General features: G+C 62.5%; 6 protein-coding genes. 4 read left to right on the plus strand and 2 right to left on the minus strand.

The genetic code is table 11. The features are described from left to right. Window positions 1-94: 94 nt before the first annotated feature. Genes H3T90_RS03070 through H3T90_RS03085 form a run of 4 tightly spaced genes read left to right on the plus strand, consistent with a single transcriptional unit; the run spans window position 95 to window position 10,720 of the window. Entirely contained in the window at window positions 95-5,533 is a 5,439-nt protein-coding gene (locus tag H3T90_RS03070) for an Ig-like domain-containing protein (protein ID WP_198229549.1), read from the plus strand. Next, window positions 5,526-7,058, plus strand: coding sequence for an AAA family ATPase (locus H3T90_RS03075; protein WP_232350498.1), 1,533 nt, complete (start codon window positions 5,526-5,528; stop codon window positions 7,056-7,058). The genes H3T90_RS03070 and H3T90_RS03075 overlap by 8 nt, the downstream gene beginning before the upstream one ends. Before the next feature lie 3 nt (window positions 7,059-7,061). Beyond that, window positions 7,062-8,309: a DUF58 domain-containing protein gene (locus H3T90_RS03080; protein WP_198229550.1), complete on the plus strand. Its 1,248-nt coding sequence runs from the start codon at window positions 7,062-7,064 to the stop codon at window positions 8,307-8,309. After that, window positions 8,306-10,720, plus strand: coding sequence for a transglutaminase TgpA family protein (locus H3T90_RS03085; RefSeq protein WP_198229551.1), 2,415 nt, complete (start codon window positions 8,306-8,308; stop codon window positions 10,718-10,720). Before H3T90_RS03080 ends, H3T90_RS03085 begins: the two co-directional genes overlap by 4 nt. 870 nt (window positions 10,721-11,590) lie before the next feature. Here the strand turns inward: H3T90_RS03085 and H3T90_RS03090 are convergent. Then, complete coding sequence (locus H3T90_RS03090) at window positions 11,591-12,010, minus strand: type III secretion system chaperone family protein (RefSeq protein WP_198229552.1); 420 nt, start codon at window positions 12,008-12,010, stop codon at window positions 11,591-11,593. 16 nt (window positions 12,011-12,026) lie between these two features. Beyond that, window positions 12,027-12,551 carry a hypothetical protein gene (locus H3T90_RS03095; protein ID WP_198229553.1) on the minus strand — a complete coding sequence of 175 codons (525 nt, stop codon included), beginning with the start codon at window positions 12,549-12,551 and terminating at the stop codon, window positions 12,027-12,029. Window positions 12,552-12,557 lie beyond the last annotated feature (6 nt).

Genomic DNA, 12,557 nt, shown 5'->3' on the forward strand with positions numbered 1-12,557 from the left:
AGCAATGACGGCGGTCCGGGACAAGTTAAAACGCAAAAACATAGGTCAGGCATCCTGGCCTATGCGGCAGGACAGGAAAGGAACCCAGGGGATTATGGACTTGCAGGGACGATTCCTGCGGATGCGCCGGGCCGGGCTGCATCTGCGGCATGCTCTGGCCGTCCGCGCCAAGAGCCCTGCCGCCATCCTGGCCGTCACACTGACGGCGCTGGTCCTGCTCATCCTGGGCGCCTTGTTCATGCATGGGGTGGACCGCCGTGCCGTTCAGGTGGACGACGGCAGCATCTGGATCACCTCCCAGAACGAGCGCAAGGTCGCCAGGTTCAAGCCCGACATAGGAGAAGCAGACGTGGCCCTGTCGACGGGCACCGACCACTTCGACCTAGCCCAGAGCGGATACGCGGTCATCCTAGGCCATGAGGGAGGCATGGCTCCCATAGCGGCCTCCACCGCCACCCTGGGGGACACTACCCGGTCGGATGCCAAGGTCCAGCGGATGATCAACGGGCCCACACTGGTCCTCTTCCAGGCTCGGACCGGCAAGGTCTGGGTGGGTCAGGCCACTTCGCCTGGGGATTTGGATCCGCAGCGCCGAGACCCTGTGCTGACCCTGGGCTCTGGGGCCGCCGTCACAGTGGATGCCTCCGGAGCTGTTTACGCCTACCGGCCCTCGGACGGGGTTGTGCTAAGGATCGACGGACCGGACTCCCGGGCCCACCGTGAACTGGACTCCCTGACGGACCACGCTCCCGTCCGGGCCACTGCATTCAGCGTCATTGACGGAAGACCCGTCCTCCTGGCGGGCAATCGGCTTTACTGGCCCCAGGGAACCACCCGGATACCGCACCGGGGAGACCTGCAGCTTCAGTCCACTCCAGTGGATATGGACCGCCAGGGACCTTGGGTAGGCCTGACCGATCAGGAAAGCGTCCACCTGGTTCAACTGGATCACCCACGCAATCAGATCGAGACCCTACGTACCGGCGGCAGTGGCCAACCAGCCCAGCCGGTCTCCTCGGGCGGATGCCTTTGGACGGCCTGGGCCTCCTCAGGGCGTAATTTCCTGCGACTATGCGCAACAGGGTCAGCCGCGCCCAAGGTCCAACCGCAGCCGAGTCCCACCACCCTGGAGGCCATCAGCCCCACCTCGGACCTAGTCTTCCGGGCCAACCACCGGAGGGTCATCCTCAACGACGTGCTGACTGGCGATGTCTGGAATCCCAAATCCTCTACCAAGGTGATCCGGCCGCAGTGGCAGACCATGGAGGTCAAACACACGGACAGCAACGATCAGCGTCAGGTCTCGGCCGACAACCGCCAGCGATTCGCGGCCACCTGTCGATCAGGATCCCAACCCATCCAGGCCGAGGACGACAGTCTGGGCATTCGGGCCGGATCCAGGGCCCTGTTGGATCCCTTGCGCAACGATCGCCAGACCGACTGCTCGGTTCTGCGAATCGAGGATGCCCGCAGCTCGCAGGGGAATCTGCGTCTGACTCCGGTCATGAACGGCCGCTACCTGCAGGTGGATGCCAGCGACGCACCTGTCGGCCGGACCCGAATCAACTACTCGATCACCGACGGACGCGGCCAGGTCTCCTCGGCTGGCATCGACCTCAACATCGCCCCAGCCAAGATGGACCGAGGCAACCAGGCGCCGGTCCAGAACGATACCCCGCCTGAGTACGAGGTGGAGCGGGGCGCTACGACCACCGTCAACGCCCTGGTCGGCTTCGAAGATCCAGACGGGGACCCGCTGACCCTGGTCGGCGCCGAATCAGTCAACTCCGATCGGATATCCTTGTCCACCAGGGCTGACGGACAGCTGACCATGAGTGCTGGGTCAGCCACCTCCGGACGAGTGGCGGTCAAAGTCACTGTCTCGGACGGAGTCATGAGCGGTCAGGGACTCATATACTTCACCGTCAAGCCCGTCAACACCCTGGCCCCACTGGTCGATCCGGTCATTCGCCAGGCCACTCCCGGCCGAGAGGTCACCGTTGACCTCAACAGGAGTGTACATGCCAATGCCGTTCAGCCCCTCCGCCTGGTCCAGGTCGACAAGCCCGATGGAATCCGGGTGGAGGTCAACGCTGAGAGCTTTTCCTTCAACGCCACCGCAGCTAACCCGGGCACTTATTATGTGCCCTACCGGGTGGCCCAGGGTGACCAGGAGACCCAAGGTCTGGTCAGGCTGGAGGTGGAACACGATCATGGCGGATCCGCACCGCCGGTACCCGTCAACGACGTGGCCCTGCTGGGGGCCGACCAGACCGCCATCGTCGATCCGCTGGACAACGACCTGGATCCCATGGGCGGTGTACTGGCACTGACGGATGTACGCGTGGATCCGAACTCCGGCATCAAGGTCGGCATCGTGGACCACCGACGGGTCTACCTATCCGCCAGGAAAATCCCCACACGTCCACTGAGTATTGCCTATACGGTCACCAACGCCGAAGGCAGCGCTAAGGGGACCATCGTCCTTCAGCCCCCTTCCTTGAGCAGGGCAGCCTCGGCACCCAAGGCTCCGAATCTGACGGTTGGGGTCCGCTCATCGGGCCTGGTCACGGTTTCAGTCATGGACAAGGTCGCCCATGCTGACGGGACCAGCGTCACCCTGGACCAGCAGCTGACTACGGATCAGCAGACTTTTACGGGCCTGGCCTTCGTGTCCGGGGATACGGTCAGGTATCAGGCCAGCGAGCGCACCGGGGACTTCCCGGCAACCTATACGGTCAGGGACGATCTGGGCAATACGGCCTCTGGCACCATCACCTTCAGGGTCCATGCCTCCGACCCCGCCAGCAAGCCCGCACCCACCCCCAAGGATCTACGGGCCCAGGTGGCTGCCGGGACCAAGGTACGTATTCCCGTCCCGCTGACCGGCATCGACCCCGATGGAGACTGCGACACCTTGTCAGGCTTGGGCAACCAGGCGCCAAAGCTGGGCAGGATTGTCAAAGCCGGAGCCGACTACCTGATCTACGAGGCCTATCCTGATTCGCACGGCACCGACGAGTTCACCTACGCTGTGGAAGACTGGGTTGGGCAGCGCGCCCAGGCGCGTGTCCGCATCGGCGTCTTCACCGACTCGTCGGTGACCGGGGTCTTCGCCCGGGACGACAGGGTCAGGCTACGGCCTGGAACCGTTGCCGATGTGCCGGTCCTGCTCAACGACATCGCCGGGGATGACGATCCCCTGAGCCTGGATCCCCACCTGGAACTCCAGGGCTTGGACCGGGCCAGCGTAGAGGACGGCATGATCCAGCTGACTGCCCCTTCGCAACCAGGCACCTCCTTTCTGGTCTACCGGACACACAACCGGGCAGGACTGAGTGACCAGGCCACCCTGACCGTGGTCTCGGATCCCCAAGCCCCTATACAGCCGCCCATAGCGCAGGATTACCAGGTGGCTCCGGAGGACACGGTGGACAAGCGCAGCGTGGAAGTCAATCTGGCCGACTCCATCAGCAATCCATCCGGCACCCTCGATGACCTGCACCTTGGGATACATCCCAGCGCCCGTGCCCAAGCCAGGATCGTAGGCGAGACCGGCTCCACCAAGCTGGTCATCGACCTGACCGACCAGGCCAGAGCCGTGCCCTACACCGTGACCAACACCCGATACAAGATCACTTCTATGGCCTTTGTGAAGGTCCCCGCCTATGGGGTGTTCCCACCGGTGCTAAGACCCCGGGCTCCGGCCCTCAAAGTGCGGGCTGGGCAGAGCATCACCATCGACATCGCCGACCAGGTCAGAGTGGGTGCAGGCAAGACCGCGCAGATCGCCTCGCGGCAGTCTGTCTCGGCCACCAAGTCCGACGGATCCGATCCCTATGTGGACGAACACACCCTGAGGTTCACCGCAGCCAAGGATTATGCCGGTCCTGCCTCACTGACCTTTGCCGTCCGCGACGGGGATCCAAGCGGCCGGGCCATCGTCAACGAGTCGGTGCTCACCCTGCCCATCACCGTGGTAGGCGGCAAAGCATCACCGCCGATCCTTACGGCACCGGTCATCGATCTGGTGGCCGGGGAACCGGCGCAGGCCATCTCCCTGCCCGCCATGACCCGCTGGCCACAGGGAAGCGATCCGGCCGACAGCACCTTCTCCTCTGGGGACCCTCAGGGGCCGATTCATGCCAAGCTGAGTCCTCGGGGCCAGCTAAAAGTGGCCGCCGACAAGACCGCAACACCGGGCACCAAGGCCAGCCTGCCGGTGGCCATCACCAGTCCATCCGGCGATGTGCATACGGTCCTGGCCTTCCGCATCATCGCCACCACCCGACCTCTGGCTTCGGTCCCCTCGCGCCAGGTGGGGCTCAAGGCTGGACAGAGCCTGGAGCTGAACCTGTTCGACGGTGCCCTCAACCCCTTCCCTGACACTCCGCTGCGCCTGGTCGGTCTGGTCAGCGATGACACCTCACGTCTGACAGCCACCAACCTGGGCGACGGGAAGATCACCATCAAAGCCGATCGCGACATCGGCGCCTCCACCAACACCATTATGGCCACGGTAGAGGATGGCAGCCAGGATCCGGGACGCCGGGTCAGCGCCACCATCACTGTGGGCATCATCGACCGCCCGCAGGCCCCCAGAATGCTGTCGGGCGCCGCTCAAGCAGGCGACGGAACAGTTCTACTGGCCTGGGAGCCAGGCGCAGCCAACGGCAGCCCGGTAGACGAGTACCGGGTCTCCTACACCTCATCGGCAGGCTCGGGGCAACACTCCTGCGGCACTGCTGTCACCTGCCGAATCGACGGGTTGGCCAACGGTCATGACTATTCCTTCACCGTCCAAGCCCACAACCAGGTAGGATGGTCCCCCGCCTCCTCGCCGGCCGCAGCCAGACCGGACGCGCTTCCCGGAGGCGTGCAGGCACTGACCGTGGATGGCGGCAGCAAGGAAACCTTGACCGTCACCTGGCGCCCGCCGGAGAATCACGGCTCGCCCATCCAGGGATATATGGTCCACGGCGAAGGTTCCGGCTGCGGTTCGCCACGATGGCGCGCACCCACCTCCACCAAGGCGGTCTTCGACGTAGGCCATGACGAAGCAGGAGGCATCTGTACAGTGAGCGTGACCCCAATTGATATGACCGGCTCGGGGCCCGAGGTCTCAGCCTCGGGCTCTACCTGGTCGCATCCGGATCCTCCCGCGTTCCTAGCCATTGAGTATCTGAGAAACAGTCGAGCCAAGCTGGTCCTGGCCCCCGGGGTCGAACACGGTCGACCTTGCGCAGATATCCAAGTGGGCATCGATGGCCTTGATCCTGACAAGGCCTCCTGGACACTGCCCTGCAATCAGCCGGAAGTGAGTGAAGTCATCACCCTTCCCGCACAATATGCCAAGCCGGGCACCACCCTGAACTTCTGGGCGGTCTCTCGCATCCAAGGATTAGGTTCCGAAGGCCATTCGCCCGCCGCCACCAAGAATTTGACCCTGCCCAAAGAGGCCGATAAGCCGCGCGATAAGACTCTCGCTCGTCAGGGGTCCTCTCAGCAGAAAAGGATGAACGACCATGGATGAACGAAACGCGCAGGAACCCCTCAAGCGGGACGGCACCATCCCGGATGACGCTACCAGAAGGAACAATCCCAAGTCCGCGCATAAGCCGAACAGCGAAGTCCGCCAGACCCCTGCCGACCGATTGGATGTACTGAAGCGACAGCGCCAGGCCCTCATGGCAGGTCTGAGCCAGAAAGAATCCGCTTCGGCGGCGAGTGATGACCGGACCCTGCCCGGCCGCATCCCCGTGGCTGCCAGGCAAGGAACGAACCAGGAGTCCGGGGCGGAATCCGCCCCATCGGACAGCACCATGGTGGAAGACGGGACCGTCCCCGGCCGCCAGATGGTCCATGACCGGTTCGCCCGGTCCTCATCAGATACTGCAAGGACTGACATCGTCAACCTCAACAATCAGTCCCGTCACCCCCGGCTGGAGCAAACCTCGGCCACCACTTACGAAGTCGGGACTAACGAACCTGGGGATGAGGAAAAGACCGGGCAGGACCGATACTCTGCCGTCGAATCAGGAGACCAAGCAGCAGAGACCAAGCAGCAGAGACAATCAAACCAGTCCGGAAGCAGCAGACAGGCCGCCGTGGATGTATCTACCTTCGCCAGCCTCTTCCGCTCAATCGTCGACAACGTCGGCCAGGCGGTACTGGGCAAGGAGGAAACCATCACCCTGTGTGTTACCGCCCTGATTGCAGGGGGCCATGTGCTCCTGGAAGACAATCCGGGCACCGGCAAGACCCAGCTGTCACGCGCTCTGGCTGCCTCCATTGCCGTGGACTGCAAGCGGATCCAGTTCACCCCCGACCTGCTGCCCTCCGATCTGCTGGGCGTGACCTTCTATGACCAGTCCCAAGGACGATTCTCCTTCCGGCCCGGTCCAGTCTTCGCATCCCTGGTTCTGGCCGATGAAATCAACAGAGCATCCCCCAAAACCCAATCGGCCCTGCTGGAGGTCATGGAGGAAGGCCAGGTAACTGTAGATGGCCGCACCTATCGTCTCCCCCTGCCATTCATGGTTATAGCCACCCAGAATCCCATCGAGCAGCTGGGCACCTATGCCCTGCCCGAGGCGCAGATGGATCGCTTTCTAATCCGCACCTCTCTAGGGGCACCGGGGCACGATGCCAGCATGCGCATCCTTGAAGAGGCCGACATCCGCGACCGGGCCGGCCTGGTCGAACCGGTGGTCGACGCCGCCCAGGTGGGGGCCATGGCCGCCTGTGCCTCCAAGGTCTTCTGTGATCCATCCATCATGGAGTATGTCATCCACATCATCGAAGCCACACGGCACAGCCCCGCCATCCGGGTCGGCTCGTCCATCAGAGGCGGACTGGCCCTGGTCCGTTGCGCCAGAATCCGGGCCTGCGCCCAGGGTCGCGACTACGTGATCCCCGACGATGTCAAACAACTGGTCGATCCCATCCTGGCCCACCGACTGATCCTGACGGCCCAGAGCAGGCTGGCGGACATGGATGAACACCAGGCGCTGGCCGAAGCCCTGGCCAAGGTCCCCGTCCCCACAGGAGAGCAGTGAGCCATGACCGCCTTCGCCCGCCGACCTGCCCCGGAGGCAAGACCGGCATCCTCGGCCAAATCCAGACAAGGCATACGAGCCCAGACCGCTGACCTTTGGCAGTCGGTCACTGCCCTGGGCCGGGCTATGGCCTTGGCCGCACTCGTTTGTGCTCTGGCCTTCGTCCCGACTGGCTGGCGTGAACTGCTTGCGGGTGTTCTGCTGGGCGTAGGCATGCTGCTGCTGGGGCTACTGATGAGCCTGGGCAATCTGTCCTGTAGCGCTGAAACGAGTCTGAACCAAGGACATCTGGAGGTGGGTGGCCAGGCCGAGCTGGTCCTGGTTCTGACCAACCCGGGCAACCGCTCCACCCGCCGCGGCCGAATCGGTCTGACTCTAGGCCAGGCAGCCGTCATGGCGCCTTTGCCTGCCCTGGCTCCCGGCCAGAATCATCAGATTCGCTTGAAGCTGGAAGCCAGGTCCCGTGGCGTGATTGACCTGGGCCCGGTGACCATGGAGGCCGGGGATCCGCTGGGACTCATCCGCCGCCGTCGAATCCTAGCAGGCGCCCGAAAACTCTATATCCATCCCCGCACGGTTGCCTTGCCACCCCTTGAAGCCGGACTGGAACGCGACCTGGAGGGCGATCCTGGTCCCGGCATTGTCGACGACGACCTGGAATTCCATGCCCTGCGCCCCTATGCTCCGGGCGATGACATGAAGCGGGTCCACTGGCTGTCCACTGCCCGGGCCGGCACCCTGATGGTTCGCCAGTATGAGCCCACCCTGCGTACTAGGACCGAACTGATCCTGGACGGCCAGGCCGCCTCCTACCGGAACGCGGATGAGTTCGAGCTTGCAGTTGAAATCTATGCCTCCTTGGGCTGCCAATGCCTGCTTGATGGCCGTCGGTTACAAGCGCTGGCCCCGGAACCTGATGATTCCGATGCCCATGGAACCACCCTGCCCACAGAGGATCCCCGTAGCTTTCTGGACGCCTGCAGTGCCATCCACCCCCGCCAAGACGGCTATGACTTACTTGACCGGATTGATGCTTCCAAACAGATCAGTCTGACTATTCTGGTAACCGGTTCGCTGGGCGACCACCAATCCTCAACGCTGATGGGCGAATCGGCTCAGAGCGCCTCCCCGGTCATGCTGCTGGCTGCTGACCTGGATGCTCATCCAAGCCTGCAGGCACAACCGGGCCTGGTCAACGCCGTTTTGGGTAGTATTCGGGACCTCCCCATCCTCTTGGAGAACCAGCCATGAGCACATCATCTGCATCATGGATGGAGCAAGCCCAGAGGGAGCCGATTCGTCTAATCGACCGGACTGGTCTGCAATCCACAGTCGACCCCACCTGGCGCCGCTCCCCCATCATTCTGGTCGCCGCACTGGCTCCGCTCGATCTGATGGCCGGGCTGCAGCTGTTGCCGGTCTACGGCAGCCTGTCCCTCTGGCTGACAGTGGGAGCCGCGGCTTGTCTGACCGGACTACTGATCGCCATGCTCCCCCACCGCAGTATTGCCACAGCCCTCCTCCAACCTCTGCTGCAAATTGCGGGCCAGTTCCTGCTGGGCCCCATCTTCGCTCTGAACGGCACAACACTGGCCCACGTCCTGCCCACCTGGGCAACCCTGGCACAAGGGTGGTCCGCTACCTTCGGTGCTTTCAAGACCCTGGCAGCCATCGACCCACCCCTTGGCCAGGAAGCCGGCGGATTGATGGCCCTGTGGACGCTGATGCTCTGGACCTGCTATCTGGCGGTGCTGCTGGCCCGCCATGGCCTGGGCCGCAATCTGGGACGGCCGGCACACCCAGCGGCCGTCCTGGCAGCCACCTTGCCCATCCTGGCCACCATGATTGTGTCAGCAGCCCTAGGCACCAGCAGAGGCCTCTATCCGGCATTAACGGGCGGCATCCTCTGGCTGCTTCTGCTGGTTTGGAGCGCAAGTGGACTGGGTCTGCTGCGTCTACAAGGACTCCCATCCACTCTTCTGACCCTGACCCTAGCAGCCGGAATGATTTTCTCCGCTGGAATCTTGCCTGCTCCGACCCGACAGGTCATCCGCGACCATTATCAGCCGCCCATGGACCCCTACCAGTTCACCAGCCCCTTGAGCGACTACCGCGCCTATATCAAACGACACCGCGACGATACCCTGGTCACGGTACGCAACCTGCCCGCCGGCACGCCGGTCCGGATGGCAGTCATGGACCGCTATGACGGCAAGGTCTGGAATCTGTCCGACTCCTCAGGCGCAGGAGCCGCCGACTACCGGCGCATCGGCGCCCAGATCCGCACAGAAAGGCAGCAGGAGAAGACCAAGGACGGCGAACAAAACGGACAGCCCTTTACCGCGACCTTTCTAATTCGGGAAGGATTCGACCACGCCTGGCTGCCCTCTGCCGGACAGGTCGGCGGCATCGATCCGGACCAGGACCTGCAACGGAAAGACCTCTACTTCAACAAGGCTACGGACACTGCTCTGACCGATCAGGCCCTGCAGGCAGGAGCCAGCTATACGGTGCACGGCGTGGCCCAAAACCGACCCGCAACCCGTCGCATAGCCGACAGCGATCCGGGAGATGCGCAGGTGCCTCCCCTGTCGGATGCCCCTGAAAGCCTGCCCAAAGCGGCTGCCTCCATGACCTCCATGCAGGTGCGCGGCGGCGCCAGGGCACTGGCCATCGAGGAACGGCTACACAAGGAGGGATGGTTCTCCCATGGTCTGGCCGGCGACTATCCCTCGCCCTCCGGCCATGGTGACTATCGAATCAATCAGCTCCTGCAGGGCCAGGCCATGGTGGGCGACAGTGAACAATACGCCTCGGCCATGGCACTTCTGGCCAGGCAGATGGGTCTGCCATCCCGGGTGGTCTTGGGATTTTTGCCGAAGAACCATGACGGTTCCATCAGCCGAGCACGGACCAGGACCCAGGCGGACGGGAGCACTCGAATCGACTTCACGGGACGTGATGCCCAGGCCTGGGTGGAGGTCAATCTGAAGGGACTCGGATGGGTTCCCTTCTACCCCACACCGCCAGAGACCAGGACCCCGGACAAATCCCTGGACTCCACACCGCCCGATCCGCGCACCCTGGTCCGCCAGCCACCACCCCCGCTGGCCGACCCTCCCCACGACAACCGCACCACCCAGGGCAGGACCACCGTCGGCGGCCAGGAAGCATCCCCGCAGTCTTCACCCTCCTTCTGGAAACGGCACGGACCCTTGATAGCCAAGATGACGCTCTGGACCATGCCGGTTTGGCTGCCGACTCTCCTGATCCTGCTCCTACTAGGCATCAAAACCCGGCTACGCAGGCGGGCACGGTCTACGGGCGACCCGAAGACACGTATCCGCGCCGGCTGGCGACAGATCGGCAACCTGGGCAGGCAGACCGGCCTGTCCCTGGACGGCACCCGTAGCGAGCAAGCGGCTCTGATTGCCCAGACCCTTCTGACCGACCCCCCAGGGTCCTCGTCGGCCGGACTGCGCGGGGATCTGGATCGACTGCGCAGCATGGCCGATCAGGCCTCTTTCGACCGGCACCCCTCCGAAGAACAGGAAGCCGAAGACTGCTGGCAGCTGGTGGACAAGCTCCGATCCGCCATCCTGACATCCCTGCCACGAACCCGACGCTGGCGCACCCTGCTTTCCCCCAGACACCTGCACTGACCCGCTCCTCATGACTGGACCCGCCATGACATCTCCTTCCTGCCCAGACAGTGATATCGCATGGAAGAGAGCGTGTTCTACGATCGAGCTTCAAGAATCAAGACCCTACCAACCCACTGAGGTAGGGCTTACACGCAAAGTTATGGCCAACCAGCTGCGCCCATGGACAACAGGTGTAGACACGGTCGCCGGACAGTCGTTGTTTGCCACTGTCCTCCGATAACCTGGACCGCAGAGGAAAACAAAACAAGGGCCTTTACGATCGCTGGGATCGTAAAGGCCCTCATCTTTTATCGCATGTCCTGCAACCGAATCCACGACAACCAGTTGCTCAGTTATTCAGACGCTCACTGATTGGGATGCTGATCCTCCGAGGAGGAGAAAGTGGCATCGCCGGACTGCTGCGGTGGCTACTGGGCTGAGTCGTTGCCATCGGGTTCCAGAACCCGAAGATGCAGCGCTGGCGCCATCACCCCCGGGATGGTCCGGGATCTGCCCGCCGAGAGAATCGATACCAGCATGGCATGGTAGATCCACATTGAACTCCTTGCTTGTTTGCACGAACGCCTCAACCGACCGAGATCACTCCGGATGCCCAAAAGCACCTTATCGACCTTGCTGAGTCTGAAAAGCGGGGATCTGTATCATTCGTGGAACCGTGTCATCACCGGCAAAGTACGGATAATCCTGTTGCCAGAGCACCTCTGTAGAACCGCGCGCTCCTCTGCGCGCACCAGCACTGCATCCCCTATGGCCTGCAAGACCCTGGCATACCGGTCAGCGGCCATGCCAGGCATTTCGCACCAGTTGGGGGTTTACGCCAGCGTGCATGCTCCGGAAGCACGGTCACGCCTGACCCTGCACTTCGTCCTAGGCAATCCTTATCTTCGACAGCTGCTCTTGGGCAAAACGAAGGAAACCGTCCGAACCCGCCATGGCATACTTCAGCAGGCGATCGAACTGGTCATCATCCATCCCGCCCTGGCAATTCACCACGAACAACGTGTGGAAGACCAGGCCTTTTTCGGAACTCTGCAAATAGGCAGCCGGCCCCTCATAGTACCGATTCCAGGCATTGCAGCAATCCTCAAGCAAATCATGCTGGCCATTCGGATGACTGCCCTGCTCAGTCCCATGAACCACGAGATACTCATCATGCTCGCCACGTACACTGAAATCGAGCACAATATTCCCCCATAAACCGATCCAGGCCTGCTCATGATACTCGACACGGTATCCTTGGGCATCCAGCCACTGCTGTATTCTCTTCCCGTCAACCACGGTTTTCATCGGCTGTTCCATTTGTTCATGCCCCTCTTCCGTACGGTGCGTTCGGTATGCGTATGGGATCCGGGCACTGATCATTCACCCAAGCATAAAGATTCTGTATCAGATAGATGGAATCATCGAGACGCTGTCCCAGTACCTCATCCCGCTCGTCGCACATAATCTGCCCGACTCCCGCTATCCTGACGGCCTGGTTCTGCTCTAAGGAAGGTTCGGTGGCATAGGCCTTGAGATATCCAACTGATCGGTTCCATTCAGTACAGACATTCACCGCATCCCGATACCTGGCGGAGCTGAATCCCCGGCTCCACAGACTTGTGAAACCAACCGAATCCAGACTTTTGCTCATTTCAAAAGTAATGCCGCAGTCGACCAACGGCACCAGTACAGGACCGCCGCTGGCATTGACGTACGAGGGTATCCCCCGCTGAGCGAGCAGTCGTATTATGCGGGCAATGGGAGTTGGAAGGCCTTGCAACAATTGCTCATCCACACTCATCCCAGCGGTTCCCTGTCCTCCCACATCCGCAGCAGTATCAGTCATCCCAGT

The sequence above is a fragment of the Bifidobacterium polysaccharolyticum genome (assembly GCF_016101585.1).
Taxonomy (GTDB): domain Bacteria; phylum Actinomycetota; class Actinomycetes; order Actinomycetales; family Bifidobacteriaceae; genus Bombiscardovia; species Bombiscardovia polysaccharolytica.

Bases quoted from the DNA above. Each gene is read 5' to 3' on its own strand.
- H3T90_RS03090 (WP_198229552.1), bottom strand. From the start codon at position 12,010: ATGAAAACCGTGGTTGACGGGAAGAGAATACAGCAGTGGCTGGATGCC.
- H3T90_RS03095 (WP_198229553.1), bottom strand. From the start codon at position 12,551: ATGACTGATACTGCTGCGGATGTGGGAGGACAGGGAACCGCTGGGATG.
- H3T90_RS03070 (WP_198229549.1), top strand. From the start codon at position 95: ATGGACTTGCAGGGACGATTCCTGCGGATGCGCCGGGCCGGGCTGCAT.
- H3T90_RS03075 (WP_232350498.1), top strand. From the start codon at position 5,526: ATGGATGAACGAAACGCGCAGGAACCCCTCAAGCGGGACGGCACCATC.
- H3T90_RS03080 (WP_198229550.1), top strand. From the start codon at position 7,062: ATGACCGCCTTCGCCCGCCGACCTGCCCCGGAGGCAAGACCGGCATCC.
- H3T90_RS03085 (WP_198229551.1), top strand. From the start codon at position 8,306: ATGAGCACATCATCTGCATCATGGATGGAGCAAGCCCAGAGGGAGCCG.